Annotated in this window: 13 protein-coding genes; 11 read left to right on the top strand and 2 right to left on the bottom strand. The window is 32.6% G+C overall.

The window, feature by feature from the left end; genetic code table 11:
• Positions 1-22 precede the first annotated feature (22 nt).
• On the bottom strand, positions 23-5,341 hold the full coding sequence (locus tag HNP35_RS12790; protein ID WP_184162537.1) for a polyketide synthase: 5,319 nt from the start codon (positions 5,339-5,341) through the stop codon (positions 23-25).
• Positions 5,342-6,352: 1,011 nt separating this feature from the next.
• On the opposite strand from HNP35_RS12790, the gene HNP35_RS12785 reads away from it, so the two are divergent.
• The 5 genes from HNP35_RS12785 (at position 6,353) to HNP35_RS12765 (ending at position 10,848) form a co-directional block, all read left to right on the top strand.
• Positions 6,353-6,781: a T9SS type A sorting domain-containing protein gene (locus tag HNP35_RS12785; RefSeq protein ID WP_184162533.1), complete on the top strand. Its 429-nt coding sequence runs from the start codon at positions 6,353-6,355 to the stop codon at positions 6,779-6,781.
• 14 nt (positions 6,782-6,795) lie between these two features.
• Positions 6,796-7,524, top strand: a complete 729-nt coding sequence (locus HNP35_RS12780; protein ID WP_184162530.1) for a hypothetical protein — start codon at positions 6,796-6,798, stop codon at positions 7,522-7,524.
• Entirely contained in the window at positions 7,521-9,710 is a 2,190-nt protein-coding gene (locus HNP35_RS12775; RefSeq protein ID WP_184162527.1) for a hypothetical protein, read from the top strand. The genes HNP35_RS12780 and HNP35_RS12775 overlap by 4 nt, the downstream gene beginning before the upstream one ends.
• A gap of 632 nt (positions 9,711-10,342) precedes the next feature.
• Complete coding sequence (locus HNP35_RS12770; RefSeq protein ID WP_144219045.1) at positions 10,343-10,573, top strand: helix-turn-helix transcriptional regulator; 231 nt, start codon at positions 10,343-10,345, stop codon at positions 10,571-10,573.
• 71 nt (positions 10,574-10,644) lie between these two features.
• Positions 10,645-10,848 carry a helix-turn-helix domain-containing protein gene (locus HNP35_RS12765; protein WP_184162524.1) on the top strand — a complete coding sequence of 68 codons (204 nt, stop codon included), beginning with the start codon at positions 10,645-10,647 and terminating at the stop codon, positions 10,846-10,848.
• A gap of 85 nt (positions 10,849-10,933) precedes the next feature.
• On the opposite strand, the gene HNP35_RS12760 is transcribed toward HNP35_RS12765, so the two are convergent.
• Positions 10,934-11,404, bottom strand: a complete 471-nt coding sequence (locus tag HNP35_RS12760) for a UpxY family transcription antiterminator (RefSeq protein ID WP_184162521.1) — start codon at positions 11,402-11,404, stop codon at positions 10,934-10,936.
• Between the two features lie 624 nt (positions 11,405-12,028).
• Here HNP35_RS12760 and HNP35_RS12755 point away from each other — a divergent pair.
• The 6 genes from HNP35_RS12755 (at position 12,029) to HNP35_RS12730 (ending at position 18,487) form a co-directional block, all read left to right on the top strand.
• Complete coding sequence (locus HNP35_RS12755) at positions 12,029-12,463, top strand: adenylyltransferase/cytidyltransferase family protein (protein WP_184162518.1); 435 nt, start codon at positions 12,029-12,031, stop codon at positions 12,461-12,463.
• Complete coding sequence (locus HNP35_RS12750; RefSeq protein ID WP_184162515.1) at positions 12,453-13,454, top strand: mannose-1-phosphate guanylyltransferase; 1,002 nt, start codon at positions 12,453-12,455, stop codon at positions 13,452-13,454. Before HNP35_RS12755 ends, HNP35_RS12750 begins: the two co-directional genes overlap by 11 nt.
• 17 nt (positions 13,455-13,471) lie before the next feature.
• Positions 13,472-14,425, top strand: a complete 954-nt coding sequence (locus tag HNP35_RS12745) for a GDP-L-fucose synthase family protein (protein WP_184162512.1) — start codon at positions 13,472-13,474, stop codon at positions 14,423-14,425.
• A gap of 106 nt (positions 14,426-14,531) precedes the next feature.
• Positions 14,532-15,656 (top strand): GDP-mannose 4,6-dehydratase, encoded by a 1,125-nt coding sequence (gene gmd, locus HNP35_RS12740; RefSeq protein WP_184162509.1) that lies wholly within the window; start codon positions 14,532-14,534, stop codon positions 15,654-15,656.
• Between the two features lie 52 nt (positions 15,657-15,708).
• Positions 15,709-17,121: a UDP-glucose 6-dehydrogenase gene (locus tag HNP35_RS12735; RefSeq protein ID WP_184162506.1), complete on the top strand. Its 1,413-nt coding sequence runs from the start codon at positions 15,709-15,711 to the stop codon at positions 17,119-17,121.
• A gap of 61 nt (positions 17,122-17,182) precedes the next feature.
• The gene (locus HNP35_RS12730; RefSeq protein WP_184162503.1) at positions 17,183-18,487 is read left to right on the top strand and encodes a polysaccharide biosynthesis protein; all 1,305 of its coding nucleotides are present in this window, start codon (positions 17,183-17,185) and stop codon (positions 18,485-18,487) included.
• Positions 18,488-18,536: the final 49 nt, after the last annotated feature.

The following is an 18,536-nucleotide window of genomic DNA, read 5'->3' as shown; positions in this document are numbered from 1 at the left end:
TTATCTGTTTTTGTCTGGATTATTAAAGCTTAATCTTGACGAAACTTCCATTCTCACTTGGATCTTCTATAAACCAAGCTGGATTTCCGCTTTCATCTCTTCCAAGTTTACTTCCTTGCACTGGAGGTTCGTTCGATTTTATCGTGTATTTCTTTTCATGATTATCGTTTACAAATCGATGTTCATCATGAATTGCAGAAATATCAAACATTTTTTCTTTTGCTGAATTGCCATTGGTTTTAGCAAAACCATTCGTTTCATGTTTGAGTTCATTATTAAATTTAGAAACATCAAAATTTTCTGCTTTTAGATTCACAAATGAAGAATTTCCATTTACCGATGTGCTTTGGAAATTTTGCAATTGATCAACTTTCTGACTTAAAAGCTGAATTTGCTGAACAATTTGTTCTAATGAAATCTGACTTTGAGTCGATGATAATTGTGTTCCATTTTGCGAAACTGCTGTAGTGGATGCTTGTTCTATAATTGTTTCAACTTCTTTTACTACAGTTTCAACTTCTTCTGGAAGATTAGTTTCAATATAATCTGCAAGAAGAGAAGGAGTTGAATAAGCTTCGTTTAATTGTCTGAAAGTAATCGGTAAATCAAATTCTTTTTTCAGTTTTCCTGATAATTGAGTAAGTGATAACGAATCTAAACCTAACTCCAAGAAAGTATTTGAAGAAGCTTCGACTTCATATTCGATTCCAGATGCATTTTTTATAATATCAGCAATTTTAGAAAGAATTTCTTCTTTTCTAGAATGCTTAGTTTCTGTTGTTTTATTTTCAACTTCGATCGAAATTGCCAGAGTTTCAGAAACAGCTGTTTTTTGAGGAACTATAGTTTCTGGAACGCCTAAAGGTTCGATCCAACAAGGTTTACGGTCAAAAATATAATTTGGTAAATCTATTTTTTGTCTCTGTTGCTGTCCGTAAAATGCTTTCCAATCTGGGTTTATGCCTCTTAGCCATAATTCACCTAAAGCAGTTAATAGAGTTGTATACTCATTATCATTATCATCTTTAGGGAAATTGATACTCGGGAACGCTGGTATAATTTTACCCGCAGCTTGCTGACGTGCCAAAGTAATTAAGGTTTGGCCAGGACCAACTTCCAATAAAACAAAGTCTTCTAGTTCGAAAGCTGTATCCATTGCATCTGCAAAATGAACGGTATTTTTTAATTGATTCACCCAATACGTCGGATCTGTAGCTTCTGTATCGGTAAGCCAAGTTCCGGTTGCAGTTGAGATAATTGGCAATCGAGGAATGTTCAGTTTTATTTTTTCCAATTCATTTCTAAAGTCACCTAAAATTGGCTCCATCATAAATGAATGGAACGCATGACTTGTATTAAGCAGTCTATTCGGAATTTCTTTTGCATCAAGTTCTGCATTAAAGAGCGCGATATCTTCTTTTTTTCCAGAAACTACACAGAATTGTTTAGAATTTATAGCTGCAATAGAAAGTGTATCTGGTTTTAATTCATTTAGCGTCTCTACTGGCACACGTACAATTAACATAGAACCTCCTGGCAATTGACTAATCAATCGTCCTCTCACAGCAACAATATGCAACGCATCTTTCAAGTTTAAAATACCTGCTAAATGTGCAGCAGCAAATTCTCCAATACTATGTCCGCAAAGGAAAGTTGGTTTTATTCCCCAGCTTAACCATAATTGCGCTAAAGCATATTCTGTGACAAACAAAGAAGGTTGCGTTAAGCGAGTGTTTCTAAGAAGTTCTTCTGCATCAGTAAAATGGTCTTTTGGATAAAGAACTTCACGAATGTCTAAACCTAATTCTTCCATTAACAAACCGGCACATTTGTCTACGGCTTCACGATATACTTTTTCGTTATCGTAAAGTTTTTTACCCATTTGTAAATATTGAGATCCTTGTCCAGGGAAAAGAAATCCTAATTCGCTAGGCACACTTTTTAATACTGAAGATTTAGTGTTTTTTGTTTTTAATGAAATTAACTTCTCGGCTGCATCGACTGTAGAATCTGCCAAAAGAAAGCTTCTATGGTTAAAATCGTCTCTAGTAATATTTAACGAATAAGCAATATCTGCTAGAGGCGTTTCTTTTGCTTTATCAATAAATTGGCCTAATGTATTCTCGTAACCCAATAAACTATTTTGACTTTTTGCAGACCACATTAATATGTCCATCGGTCTTCCTGCTGAAGATGGTTCTGGTTTCTTGTCATATTCTTCAACAATAACGTGAACATTTGTACTTCCGATTCCAAAAGAACTAACACCAGCTCTTCTAACACTGTCAGATTTCCATTCAATCAGTTTATTATTTACATAAAATGGACTGTTTTCAAAATCGATATTAGGATTTGGTTTTTCAAAATTAACCATTGGCGGTATTTGTTTATGACGCATGGCTAATAATACTTTGATCAATCCAGCGACACCAGCAGCTGCCGTTGTGTGTCCCATGTTGCTTTTTATTGATCCTAAAGCGCAATAGTTGTTTTTTTCTTGTTTGCCATAAGCAATCTTAAGCCCTTCAATTTCTATCGGATCTCCAATTGGTGTTGCAGTACCGTGTGCTTCCATATAAGAAATGCTCGAAGGCGATACTTGTGCATCGTTAAAGGCATTAATTATAGCGCCGGCCTGACCTTTTGGACTAGGAGCCATAAAACTTCCTTTATCACCTCCGTCATTATTAACACCAACTCCTTTAATTACTCCGTAAATTATATCGCCATCTTTTTCTGCTTCTTCTAATCGTTTAAGCAAAACAACTCCAGCACCGTCGCTAAAAACGGTTCCTTTTCCAGAAGCATCAAAAGAACGAGTAGAACCATCAGGGCTTTTAATAAAACCTTCGTCATAAAGATGTCCGCTATTTATAGGGCAAGTGACGCTAGATCCACCTGCAAGAGCTACATCACACATTCCGGTTCTAATTGCTTTTACAGCTTCGGCTACTGCCAATAAAGAAGTCGAGCAAGCAGAATGCACACTAACAGAAGGGCCTTTTAAATTTAAATGATAGGAAGTGCGTGGCGCAATAAAATCTTTTCCGTTTACAGTATAAATCTGTAATTCACCAACTGAACTTTTTAATTCTTTATTATTGAAAATATTGTTTTCATAATACGTATTGATTTCGCTTCCAGAATAAACGCCAATGCTTCCTTTATAATGTTTTGGAAGATGTCCAGCTTGTTCTAATGCTTCAAATGAAATTTCTAAAAACACTCTAATTTGCGGATCCATTGCCGCTGCAAGCTGAGGATTTAATCCGAAGAAACTCGGGTCAAATGTTTTAGCAGAAGGCAAAACTCCTCTTGCACCAATATAAAGCGGGTCGTTACGAAGACTTTCTGGCAAACTGCTGTCTAATTCTTCTTTTGTAAATAATGAAATGGTTTCTTTACCATCTCTCAGATTTTCCCATAATTCTTCTATAGTATCAGAACCAGGAAATCTTCCTGCCATACCAATTACAGCAATATCTGCAGAACTTGTATATTCATTAGGTTTTTTAAATTCAAATGAATCTTCTGTATTATTTTGATCTTCTAAAGTAGAAGCGAGTTCTTTTATTGTCGGATGAATATAGATTTTTGAAACGGGAACGTCTACAGCTAAAAGTTGTTTTATTGCTGTTGTTACTTTTTGCGCAAGTACAGAGCTTCCTCCAATATCAAAGAAATCATCATTAATGCCAATTTCAGCTATTTTTAATTCTTCGCTCCAGATTTTCGCAATCTCTTTTTCCAATTTGGTAGTTGGTTTTTTGTAAAGAGGAGCAGAATCTGGTCTGCTGTTTTCTGGAAGCGGAAGGTTCTTTTTGTCAATTTTTCCGTTTGGAGTTATCGGGAATTCTTCTATCCAAATATATTTTGAAGGAATTAGAATTTCTGGTAAAATTTTAGAAAGTGCTTCTTGAATTAGTTTTTCATCACCAGATTCTCCACTGGTTTTCAAGTAAGCTACCAATTTGTCTTCATTTCCAAAATGTCTGCTTACAATTACAGCCGATTGTTTAATGCCTGAAAGTGTATTTAGAGTAGCTTCAATTTCGCCTAATTCAATACGGTGTCCTCTAAGTTTTACTTGATGATCGATTCGTCCTAAACATTGTAATTCTCCATTCGGTAGTATTTTTCCCAAATCACCAGTACGATAAATAGTAGTATTGGTTTCGTCTGAAAACGGATTTTGGATAAATTTTTCTGCCGTAAGTTCGGAGCGTTTCCAATAACCTTGTGCAACTCCGTCACCTCCAATTACAATTTCTCCAATTTCACCAGATTCTACAACTTTACGATTTTCATCTAATAAATAAATTTGTGTATTGGCGATAGGAAATCCAACTGTAATTAATTCGTCTTCGGCTTTAATTTGTTTTACAGCAGACCAAACAGTAGTTTCAGTTGGTCCGTACATATTCCAAAGAGAATTGCATCTTGAAGTTAATGCGCGAGCCAAATTTAAAGGCATAGCTTCTCCGCCGCAAAGTGCTTTTATAGGAAGAGGCGTATTCCAGCCAGAATCTAATAATAATTGCCACGTTGTTGGTGTCGCTTGTAATATTGTAATTTCTTTTTCCTTTAAAAGATTAAATAAAAGCTGACCGTCGCGCGTAGTTTCGTAATCAGCAAAAACTACAGATGCACCTTTAATTAATGGTAAAAACAATTCTAATCCTGCAATATCAAAAGAAATAGTTGTAATCGATAATAATTTGTCTGCGGGCTCAATACCTGGCTCAATTGCCATGCTGTAAAGGAAGTTTACCAGATTTTGATGCGTTACAGTTACTCCCTTTGGTTTTCCTGTAGAACCAGAAGTATACATTATATAAGCCACATTTTCTGGGGAAACCGTAAGCGAAAGTGGAGTAGAAGGATATTGGTCTAAAGACGATAATACCTCTTCTATTAATATAGTTTTTGAACTTTTTGGCAATGAAGTAGAAAGAGCCTCTGTAGTCAGTAGAAAAGCTGCTTCAGAATCTTCAAGCATAAATTCTAATCTTTCCGTCGGGAATTTTGGATCTAATGGTAAATAAGCCGCTCCACATTGTAAAATTGCAAAAAGAGATGCAATTAAATTAGGGCTTCTATCCATAGATACTGCGACAAATTGTCCAGGAGATAGACCTTGATCTAAAAAATAGTTAGCAATAAGATTTGCTTTGTTTGCCAACGCTGCATATGTAATCTTTTGATCATCAAATTCTAATGCTATTGCATTTGGTGATGTTTCCGCTTGCTTAGCAAAAAGTTCATGAAGAGCATTTTTTGGATATACCATTTCAGCTCCAATCATCACTTTGTCTGAATTATTATTGTTTGATCTTTTCATTTTAATTGTATTAAAATTAAAGTTGAGTAAAATAATATGGTAATATTGGCGTCGGACTAAAAAAGAAACAGGATTTTTTAAATCTTGTTTTTTTAATTATTTAGCGGAATAAGATTACATTTTCTATTACAGCTTTTTTGGCTTGGTAATTAGTAGATGTAAGAATTTAATTAGTTTTGGCCTTTATTTTTTCTCTATGTTTAAATAGATTTTCTAGCTTATTATTCAATAAGATGATCAAAAAAAGGAAAAATAATTCAGTAAAACTCGCATTTTCCATATAAAGCTATTATTCTCGATGAATAGCATATTTTCAATTGAATAAGACAAATTTTACATAAAAATTGGAAGATGATTTTCGAAAGTGATTTTTGGTCTAATTCCTCTTTTTTGACACTCTTTTTAACCTTTCTAGAATGAGTTTTTATGCCTTTTTAAGCTTCAATTCTTTCGATAAAATGAGTAGAAATCGTCAACATGTACAAATCAGGACGAAAGAGCCTTAATAAGGATATTTAAATATTTGTAAATCAGTTATATAAATACAGGTTGGATGAATTTTTTGCTGTTTAAGTGGGCAATAATTATGAATATCAAATTATATGGATAGGTGTATTAAAAATTAAATAAAAAGCACCGTGAGGTATAATTAAACAAATAAATCGTCGTTATTTTGTAAATCTTCCTACTAAGATTAAAAGCCAAGAATATTTTGCGTTATGACTCGTCTCAATCCGATTGTAACTTTCAAAAAGGCTAATCAAAAATTTTAAGCGTTTTTTTAACTTTTTCAATGTAAGTAAATAGTCACTAAAATACTACATTATATGCAGATTATCGGAAATAAGTTTTATTATATCGATTATTTTTTGAATTTAAATATTTTTGCACTATAAAATAATCTAAGAATAATAAACTGTGAAGCATTCGCGACTGAGACATATAAACCTAATCATTATAATGATGTTTTTCGTTCCTTTTGTAGGAATTAGTCAAAATACTGATAATTTAATGGAAACTATAATTACGTCTGGTAACAATGCAACAGGAACTTCTGGCTCAGTAGCTTATTCAATCGGACAGGTATTTTACACTTATATGGGAGTCGACGCTGTTTACAATGTTGCACAAGGAATTCAGCAGCAAGTAAAAGACGAAACATTAGACACGCCAGATGTAGAAGAACCTGCAAAAGCCGAAATGTTTGTTTACCCAAATCCTACCGCTGACTTTGTTAATATAAGTATGAATGGAATGGAATTGGAAGGCGGACAGCGATCGTACCGACTTTACGATATCCAGGCGAGGCTTTTAAAGCAAAACACAATCAATCAAGCTGATACCCAAGTCAGTCTAAACAATCTTAGTCCATCTATATATATATTGGTAGTATATGTAGATAACAAGATTTTGAAATCATTTAAAATTATTAAAAATTAAAAACGGAAGATCTAATGAAACTGGCACATACCCTCATATTATTATTTGTAACTGTATCACTTAAGGTATTTGCACAATCACCTGAAAAAATGAGTTATCAGGCAATCATTCGTGCACAAGATAATAGCTTAGTTGTTAATTCGAAGATAAGCCTAAAAGTTATTGTTCATCAGAGTACCGCAACAGGAACTACAGTTTATCAAGAAACACATTCTCCGACTACCAACAGTAACGGTTTGGTTTCTTTAGAAATAGGAACTGGTACAATTGTAACAGGAGATTTTAGTAAAATTGCTTGGGATAAAGGACCTTATTATATAGAAACGCAAGTTGATGTTAAGGGAGGAAGCAATTTTAATATTACAGGAGTAACACAACTTTTAAGTGTGCCTTATGCTTTGTATGCAAAAACTGCAGGAGGAACTTCAAGCACTCCGTTTAGATCAGCAATTATTGCATTTACTTCTTCTAGAAATATTGCAGCTGGCGATGTCAACAATACAATCGAATGTGCAACAACGTCTACATTGACCTTGACTTCAGATTTTGGAAGCATGGCGGTTGGTGAAACTATTAACTTAGAAGCTCATAATGGTGCTGTATTAACTGTACAAGCGGCTTCGGGTGTAACGCTTAATTATACTGCAGCTGGAAGCGCTAAATTTACAAGTACAGCCGGAAACGTGAGATTTGGATTTCTTAGAAAAACAGGAACAAACTCCTATATTATATCAGGACAATGAAACATTTAATTTATTTTTTACTTCTTTCAACGGCCGGTTTTTCACAGAATTATCAATATGCACTAGATGAGGCTCCGGTTAAAACTACTCCAGAAACTCCAGTTGTAAATAATCAGGCTGAAGAGACAGCCTATTTTAGTGCCTATTTGTTGCCTATCACACAAAAAGCAACTATTCAGCAGGCTTTAGATAAATATGGTTCTGTAAGATTGGAAAAAGGAGATTATTCAGGAGTTAATATTGTGATGAAAAGTAATCAGAGATTATACGGACATCCTACATTAACTCGAGTTTCTAATATTACGATAGCTGCAGGAAGTAGCAATGTTCGTTTAGAGCAATTGTCATTTGTAGATAGAACGCTAAGTTTTGAGGCTGGTGCGGTAATTTCAAATAGCATATTTAAAACTTTAAAATATGTCTATGTAAGTGCGGTTGGAGCAAAGTTGGAAAATAATGAACTAATTAATATTGGTGGACAAATCAAATTTGATTGCAGTGCATCTGGATATTTTAGAAATAATAAAATAATCAAACATCAGGCACAGTCTATTTCTAATCAGTTGATTATGAAAGGGAATAGTACAACACCAAGTTACGGAAACGTTAATTTGCATTCTAATTATTTAACTCCAGTTGGAGATGCTACCGACATTGATGGTTTACAATCTGCTACTTTCGTAGGAGTTGATAGTGAAGGGTGGAATCTTAATGGACAAGGTACAAAAGCGATGTTTAGCGCTAAAAATATGGGTGATTTAAAAATTACCGACTTTGGAGGTGGAAATGCTTATTCTGCTGTTAAAACAGGTTCTTTTGACATTGATGCTCAAAATGTATTCTTTTTGAATAAATATCTTCGTAATACAAATGATATCATATCGGCAAGAACCAATATGTTTTTGGTTGACGGTGAAGGTGGATACAAAAGAGGAAGCGGAACTGTGACTGGATTTGATTTATGGGCTAATTTAGATCATAGTAATTCTGTTAAGTATAATAGTGTTGAACAAACGGCTGCTATAACAAACTCCACTTTACTTGCAAATCTTAGTAGTGTTATTTTAGGAACTAAATATACCCCGTGGGCAAGACCAAATTGGGAAACATTGCCAGATCCGTTAGGAGCAAATTGGAAAACAAATAGAACTGGTAAAACAGATCAAACGGCTTATATTCAAAATTTAATTGATACAAAAGGAATTGCAGAGTTACCAGAAGGAATATTTTATATAGGATCTACTTTAAAGGTTCATCTAGACGGAAATCATGGTATAATTGGGCAAGGAACAGGAAAAACTGTTATTGTCGGTTTAAAAGATGATTTTCCTTTGATTACTCTTGATACGGGAACTGATAGTAATTTTACTCTAGCGCATTTGACATTGCAGGGCGGTAGTGTCGGAATTTACGCTGGAAAAGTAAACAATGTTGGAATCGGTCAGATTGCGTACCAAAATCTACGATTTATTGTTTTTAGAGACCAAGCTATCGGAATTCAGCTGTATCAAATTATGGGACTAGATAATAACTTCTTTGAATACTTAGGTTTCGTTAATTGTGGAAAAGGTTTTTCTCAAGAACCATTATTGCCATACGCAGGAGATTATAATACGTCTAGTTATGTAGATAAAACCATGTATTATAGAAGTCAGTTTATCAATTGTGATATTGCTCTTTCAATGCCTGCAACTAGACCTGACAACTTAAATGCTTGGGTTGAATGTAAATTTGATGGAGGATCAAAAGCTCTAAGTATGACAGCACAAAATTATCCAGTTATTGCAAATTGTGATTTCAGTAATTATAAAGGAGCAAATGTTATTAGTAGTAATACTATTTCTATATACAGTTCTAAATTTTATAATAATAGCCCTTCAGCTTCGGTGATTAATTCGATGATTACTTATATTGAAGGAAGTAATTTTTTGGATACTGCTGCGATGTTTTCGCCAGTTATGTATAACTCGACATTCCATTATATTTTAAATTCGACTGTTGCAGGAAATGTAGTTGTAGCTAAACCTTCGAATTTATACTATGATTCGTCTGCTATTTACGTGAATTCTACCTTATCGGCAAATCCTACTTTGAGTAAATTATTAGTCAATGTAAAAGCTGGTTCGCCAACAGTAATAATTAATACAACGCCAACTCCATATCCGAGATTTTTGGTTACACAATAAGTGTGGATAAAAAATATATTTAATAAAAAAAGGCTCAAATTTAACGTCCTAAATTTGAGCCTTTTTTTATGTTTAAAGATTAATTTATCCCTTAAAAGGTTTTTTAATCCTGTTTGATGGAAATTAAGATTTAAGCATTTTTAGGTTTTTTAATTCCATACAATAATTTATTCTTCTATTTGCTTGAATTCTGAGCGTACAAATTGTTCTTTTTTCTAAAAACTAGATTTCCTTTCAAATTTTTAACTCCTTTTCTGTGTTATTGTAGGAAAACACAGCCTTTTTACACGTAAAACTACGTGCTCAATATCTTATAAAATATATTTTTTGATCATTTTTAACCTAGTCTAGGAGCCGTAAAACCCAACATGGTGTATTTTATCGGATTTTAAAATCCGTTGAACAGATTTATTATTATATGGCCAAAACATTCTATATTTTTGATCGAAAATTAAAATGAATGATAAAGAAAAACGGTCATTTAGCTTTAAACATTGTTAATAATTGAATAGTTACTGTTAAAAGGTGATTTATTTACAATAATAAAGCAAATGCAATTTAAAACTACTTTGAGTTTTTATTGTATGATGATAGTGTTTCAAAATATGAATTATTTATACTTTTTATTTTTTATGAAATATAGTGTATACGAAAATATTAGAAAAATAAGAGAATTAAAAAATTTCACCCGTGAGTATGTAGCTGCTGAACTAAAAATGAGCACTAGCGGTTACGGAAAAATTGAAAGAGGTGATGTTGATTTAACAGTTTCTAAATTAATAGAAATTTCAAAAGTTCTCGAGGTCTCGATTGAGTTCATATTTAAATTCGATGTTTCCATTTTTTTTAGTGAAACTAGATAAAAATTCTTGTGTAATTTATTGAATATTAGAATAATAATAGAGCTAATAGATTAAAATAAAAAAATAAGATCATGGAAAATTACTACTTAAAAATTAAAGAGTATCGGTTACAGAACAATCATACTCCTGAATATGTAGCTATTCAAATGGAAATGAGTGTAAAAACGTACGAGAAAATCGAAAACGGAATGGTTGACTTAAAATTGTCAAAACTAGATAGATTAGTTAAAATTCTAGGCATTAAAAAAAGTCAAATATTTCAATTAGAAAATTAAAATTTTCGATTGAAATCATTCAGTTTTTTTATAAAAAAGAGTGAAAAAAGATTTGTATTTCTTTAATAGCTCTTTATTTTTTGGTTTATTGCTTATGTTTTAATTTCAAAACATAGCCTAAAGATTCTAAAATTAAAACATAATGTGTTTTCGTAATGTCTTTTACGACTGCATTTTGATCGCAAAAAGGTCCAGAATTTAAATGTACCTTATCACCAATTTGATATTGCATAACCGATATTTCTTGAGAAGTATCTCCAGTATCAAGCCATTCTTTAATAGTTGCAATTTCGTGATCTTTTACAATTGCATGTTTTCCTAACCAAAATAAATACCTTACTACTCCAGGAGAATCAAATATTAAGTTTCTGTCTTTTTCTAAAAGTTGTACAAATATGTAGTTGTTGAATAATGGAACTTCGACCTTAACCTTTCTGTCAGATCTTTGCTGTATTTTTTGTATCACAGGACAATAACTGTTAATGTTGAATTTTGATAATTGTTCTGCGGCTCTTTTTTCCCATTTAGGTTTTGTGTACACTACATACCATTTCATAATCTGTAAAAAATTTTAGTTGTATTTTTTTTAAATAGTTTTTTAATGAAAATGCTGTTTTTTTATGCTATTGATTCTTTTTTACTCTTTATCAAAAACAATATTCTTCATGTAACTAATATTTCAAAATAGAAACATTTGGAAAAGAATTATTACTCAATCGATGTAAATAAGAGCTTTTAGCAAAATGTCAATGTATACAAGACTTTCGGTCTGTAAACTAAGTGGTAAATTTAATTCTAAGCCTCAAAAATAATCAATGTATTTTATACTAAAATTTCCTTATTAAGGACATTTAGCAACAAAAATGAGATTTCCGATCAGCCCTATTATTATAATTTTATCTCAAATTATTATTAGGAGTAGGTTCGTAAAATTGATCCAAAATTCTAGTCTTTTTTCTAACAATTTTGATCATTTTTTGACCTTTCAAAATAGATAATTTTAAAAGTTTTTTACCATTTATAACTTAATTTTTTGAGCAGTTACAATGTAACTATTCACGGGGAACCCTTTTTTAAAATTTAAAAAAAAGCGCCGAAACCCCAGTAAAATGGCAGATTTTAATTTTGCAAATCATTCTACATTAACTAACATATTTTTTTAATTTAAAACATTAAGCATATGAGAACTGGAATTACATTTAGTGCATTTGATTTGTTGCATGCAGGTCATGTTAAAATGCTTGAAGAAGCAAAACAACATTGTGATTACTTAATTGTTGGTTTACAAACAGACCCAACATTAGATCGTCCGACAAAAAATAAACCAACACAAACTGTGGTAGAAAGATACATACAGCTTAAGGCATGTAAGTTTGTTGATGAAATTGTTCCTTATGCAACAGAACAAGATTTGGAAGATATTTTAAAAGCATTTGCTATCGATGTACGAATCTTAGGAGACGAATATAAAGAAAGAGATTTTACTGGCAGAACATACTGTGAGGAAAAAGGAATCGAATTGTATTTTAATACTAGAGACCATCGTTTTTCTAGCACTAATTTACGTCATGAAGTTTATCAGAGAGAGGTTTTAGTGCATTCGAATGGAAATTAGTACTGTTACACATGTTATTTTAACGGGAGGAGTTGGAAGCAGATTGTGGCCTCTTTCCAGAAAGACATTGCCTAAGCAATATCTTGAACTTTTTGATGGGGAGTCACTATTTGAAAAAACAGTGGCCCGTAATTTAAATATTTCAGATAAAACCATAGTGGTTGGAAATATTGAGAATTACAAAATGAGCAACGATATTATGTCGAAATTCGAGAAGCCTTTTACGCATATTGTAGAAGCGCTTCCTCGAAATACTGCAGCAGCAATTGCGTTTGCAGCTTTTGCATCAGAACCAGATGACGTTTTATTGATTACACCATCCGATCATATTATTGATGGAAATGACTTGTATACTAATGCTTTGAAAAAAGCTATTGCACTTGCAAATCAAGATTATCTAGTCACTTTTGGTATCAAACCAACTAAACCAGAAACTGGTTATGGTTATATAGAATTTGAAGATGAAAATGTTATTGCATTTCATGAGAAACCAAATTTAGAGACAGCAACTACATACCTGGAAAAAGGAAATTATTTCTGGAACAGTGGACTTTTTTGTTTCAAAGCGAGTAAGTTTTTAGCGGAGCTTGCTAGTCAGGAACCTGAAGTTTATTGGGCGTCAAAGACGGCTTGGGAAGAAAATAAAGACGGTTTTCTAGATTATGAATTGTCTCTTAATATTCCATCTATAAGTATCGATTATGCTGTTATGGAAAGAAGTGAATCTATTAAGGTTGTACCTGCGCAATTCGAATGGTCAGATCTTGGTTCTTTTGAATCTGTTTATGATTATTTAGTTGACAAAGGCCATCCGATAGATGCAAACAGAAATATCGTAATTGGAACTTCTTTGCACACAACTTTTATAGGAGTTAAAAATTGCATTCTGATTTATACGGCTGATGCTTTAATGGTATTGCAAAAAGAAAATTCTCAAGATGTAAAACAGGTTTATCAGCAATTAGAATCTATTGCTTCTCCATTATTATAATTGAAAAGAAACGAACAATGATTACTAAAAATTCTATAATATATATTGCCGGGCATAAAGGAATGGTAGGAAGTGCCATTTGGAGAAGTTTAACTGCAAAAGGATACAATAATCTTGTTGGAGCAACGAGCAAGGAACTAGATTTGAGAGATCAAATTGCGGTAAGAGACTTTCTTCAAAAAACACAGCCAGATGTTATTATAGATGCTGCTGCAAAGGTTGGAGGTATTTTAGCTAATAATGATTTTCCGTATCAATTTTTGATGGAAAACATGCAGATTCAAAATAATCTAATTAGTGAAGCTCACAACCTAGATGTAGACAAGTTTATTTTTTTAGGAAGTTCTTGTATTTATCCAAAACTTGCTCCTCAGCCCTTAAAAGAAGATTATTTGCTAACTGCTTCTTTAGAAAAAACCAACGAATGGTATGCTATTGCTAAAATCACGGGTGTAAAATTATGCGAGGCTATTCGCAAACAATACGACAAAGATTACGTGAGTTTAATGCCAACTAACTTATATGGTATTCACGACAATTTTGATCTAAATAGCTCTCACGTTTTACCGGCAATGATTCGCAAGTTTCACGAAGCTAAAGAAAACAGTAATGCGCCAGTAATTTTGTGGGGAAGCGGTACTCCAATGCGAGAGTTTTTATTTGTTGACGATATGGCAGAAGCGGTAGTTTTTGCTTTAGAAAACAAATTGCCAGAACATTTGTATAATGTTGGAACTGGTGAAGATTTAACTATCAAAAAGTTAGCTTCTACTATACAAAAAATTGTTGGACATACTGGAGATATTATCTGGGATGACAGCAAACCTGATGGTACTCCAAGAAAATTAATGGATGTTTCTAGAATGCATAACATTGGATGGAAACACCAAGTGAATTTAGAAGAAGGAATTCAAAAAACGTATAATTGGTTTTTAGAGAATATTGAATCTTTTAAAGAAAAGAGTTATTAATATGCCGTTTTCTTTCATCTAACAAATTTCTATAAAAACAATCAATTAAGACTTTATCAATTTAGCAACATTGCAACACAATGCCTTTGTGCCTTATAATAATATTATGAATCCAGTAAAAAAAGTAGCATTCATCACAGGAGTAACAGGACAAGACGGAGCCTATTTAAGCGAATTTCTATTAGAAAAAGGTTATATCGTTCACGGATTAAAAAGACGTAGTTCTTTGTTTAATACCGACAGAATTGACCATTTATATCAAGATCCGCATACAAAAGACAGAAATTTTATTTTGCATTATGGCGAAATGACGGATAGTACTAATATTACACGTTTAATTCAAGAAATTCAGCCTGATGAAATTTACAATTTGGCGGCAATGAGTCACGTGGCAGTTTCATTTGAAACACCTGAATATACTGGAAATGTAGATGCATTAGGAACCTTAAGAATTTTAGATGCAGTTCGTTTATTAGGTTTAGAAAAAAAGACTAGAATTTATCAGGCATCAACTTCAGAATTGTATGGAAAAGTACAAGAAGTGCCACAGTCAGAAACTACTCCTTTTTATCCACGATCTCCTTATGCAGTAGCCAAAATGTATGCTTTTTGGATGACTGTAAATTATAGAGAAGCTTATGGAATGTACGCTTGTAATGGTATTTTATTCAATCACGAATCACCAATTAGAGGAGAAACATTTGTGACACGTAAAATTACTAGAGCAACATCAAGAATAGCTTTAGGATTACAAGAAAAATTATACTTAGGAAATCTAGATGCTCAGCGCGATTGGGGACATGCTAAGGATTATGTTCGAATGATGTGGATGATTTTGCAAGCCGAAGAACCTGAAGATTTTGTGATTGCGACTGGAAAAACGACTAGAGTTCGCGAATTTGTACGAATGAGTTTTGCTGAAGTTGGTATTGAATTAGAGTTTAAAGGTCAAGGTGTTGAAGAAAAAGGTTTCGTCGTTTCTTGTAGTAATCCTGATTATCAGTTGCCGATAGGAAAAGAAGTATTAGCTGTAGATCCGCATTATTTTAGACCGACAGAAGTAGATCTGCTAATTGGAGATCCTACCAAAGCTAAAACAAAATTAGGCTGGGAATGCGAATATGAGCTTTCTGAATTAGTAAAAGAAATGATGGAATCTGATATAAAACTAATGAGAAAAGAACAGCTTTTAAAAGATTCTGGTTTTGCAATTTTGAATTATTTCGAATAAAAGATTAGTAAAAAGAAAAAGAAACATTTTTTGCCTCGAAAAAGATAATTAAATGAAAATCAAAAATATTTGTTGTTTAGGCGCAGGTTACGTAGGTGGTCCTACAATGTCTGTCATTGCATTAAAATGCCCAGAAATAAAAGTAACCGTTGTCGATTTAAATGAAAAGCGAATCGCAGCTTGGAATGAAGAAGATTTAGATAAATTACCAGTTTATGAGCCTGGACTTGCCGAAGTTGTTAAAGAAGCAAGAGGACGTAATTTATTTTTTTCTACTGATGTTGACAGCGCAATTGAAGCAGCTGATATGATTTTTATAGCCGTAAATACTCCAACAAAAAATTACGGAGAAGGAAAAGGAATGGCTGCAGATCTAAAATTTGTCGAATTATGCGCAAGGCAGATTGCCCGAATAGCAAAAAACGATAAAATTATTGTAGAGAAATCAACTCTTCCCGTTCGAACAGCCGAAACCTTACAGACTATTTTAGATCATACAGGAAACGGAGTTAAGTTCGAAGTGCTTTCTAATCCTGAGTTTTTGGCAGAAGGTACCGCTATCGAAGATTTGTTAAATGCCGATCGTGTACTAATTGGTGGAAATCAGACAGAAAGTGGTAAAAAAGCAATTCAGGCTCTGGTTGATGTTTATGCTCATTGGCTGTCTCCTAAACAGATTTTAACTACAAACGTTTGGTCTTCAGAATTATCTAAATTAACGGCTAATGCATTTTTGGCGCAAAGAATTTCTTCAATTAATGCCTTATCTGCTTTATGTGAAGTAACAGAAGCCGATGTTGATGAGGTAGCCACAGCAATTGGAACTGATAGCAGAATTGGACCTAAATTTCTTAAAGCTTCAGTAGGTTTTGGAGGATCTTGTTTTCAAAAAGATATTTTAAACTTAGTGTATTTGTGCCGTTATTTTAATTTGCCAGAAGTAGCAAATTATTGGGAACAGATTACCATTTTAAATGATTATCAGAAATACCGTTTTGCACGAAAAATTATTACTTCTCTTTTTAATACGGTAAGCGATAAAAAAATAGCTTTTTTAGGTTGGGCATTTAAAAAAGATACTAACGATACTCGAGAATCTGCCGCCATTTATGTAGCAGAACATTTAATTGAGGATGGTGCTGAAATTCATGTTTATGATCCAAAAGTTTCTGAGGAAAAAGTTAAAGCTGATATGAGCTATTTGTGGGAACTTAAAGGAGTTGCAGAACAAAAAATTCAAGCAAAACTAAAGCAGATTTTTGTATATAAATCACCAGAAGAAGCTTTAAATCAGGCACACGCAGTAGCAGTTTTAACTGAGTGGGACGAATTTAAAACGTACGATTGGAATGAGATTTACATTAATATGTATAAACCTGCTTTTGTATTTGACGGACGTAATATTCTTGATGCGGAAAAATTAAAAGCGATTGGTTTTCAAATAAAAGGAATCGGAAAAGGTTAAAAATTATTAAGACTAATACAATGAAAAAAAAGGTTTGTTTAGTTATAATTAATAATAGCAAATGAGTTGGTCATTAAATAGAATAAAGCAACATCAGCATTACGATAGAGGTATAAATTTTATAAAGTTAATTTCGATTGTCGGAAGTACTGAGGTAATCTTAAAATTAGTTGGTTTTGTCTCGGGAATATTGATTGTTAGAATGTTGCCTATTCAAGAATATGCTTTGTATACACTAGCCAATACAATGCTAGGAACTTTGGTAATGTTTACCGATTCTGGAATTTCTAACGGAGTTATGGCTTTTAGTGGAAAAGTCTGGAAAGATCCTAAAAAACTAGGAATAGTTTTGGCAACTGGTTTAGATTTAAGAAAGAAATTTGCATTCATAGCCTTGGTAGTCGCAACACCAATAATTATTTATTTATTATTAAAAAATAATGCAAGCTGGTTATCTGCAATTCTGATTTTACTGTCTTTAATACCAGCTTTTTATGCTGCATTATCAGATTCGTTATTAGAGATAACGCCAAAACTGCATCAGGATATTAGTACTTTACAAAAAAACCAGTTACGTATAGGTTTTGGAAGATTACTGTTAACAGTTCTAACAATATTTATTTTTCCTTGGACAGCTGTTATTATTTTAGCTTCAGGAATTCCTCAAATTTATGGGAATTACAGATTAAAAATAATCAACAAAAAATTTGTTGACGCTAATCAAAAACCAGATCCAAAGATTCGTAAAGAAATTCTAAAGATTGTAACGAAAATTCTACCTAACATTATATTTTACGCTTTATCTGGTCAAATCGTAATTTGGATATTATCTGTTTTTGGAAACTCAACAGATTTGGCAAGTATAGGTGCTTTGGGCAGATTTGCAACGCTTATGGCTTTTTTTACCACTATTTCTGGAACGTTGTTTTTGCCTCGTTTCTCGAGATTAGAAGAAAATAAAGATACTTTATTAAAGTACTTTTTATTTTTTCAGTTAGTTCTTTTTCTAGCAGCGGGATTTATATTGTTAATCACGTTTCTATTTCCTAATCAAATGTTATGGCTTTTAGGAACATCTTACAGCTCATTGTCTTCAGAACTTTTTCTTATTATGCTTTCAAATTGTATCGGTTTGATAACGGCAATGGCGGGCAATTTAATTGGAAGTAGAGGACACTTTTTAAATCCAATCTTTGTCATCGGATTGAATTTAGGTGCAGTTGTAATGGCTTACTTTATTTGGGATTTAACAACTCTTAGAGGTATACTTTATTATAGCATATTTTATCAAACCATTTCATTAATAGTTAATTATATATTTAGTCTTTGGGTTATACTTTTCAGTAAGAAAAAAATAGAAGAATAATTATAAAAATAGAATGCTTTTTAAACTTAAAACATAAAGAAATAATTCA

Origin of the sequence: Flavobacterium notoginsengisoli, from assembly GCF_014207905.1 — a bacterium.
Classification (GTDB): domain Bacteria; phylum Bacteroidota; class Bacteroidia; order Flavobacteriales; family Flavobacteriaceae; genus Flavobacterium; species Flavobacterium notoginsengisoli_A.
The sequence above is the reverse complement of the archived record's forward strand: the minus strand, read 5'-3'. Positions and strand labels throughout refer to the sequence as shown.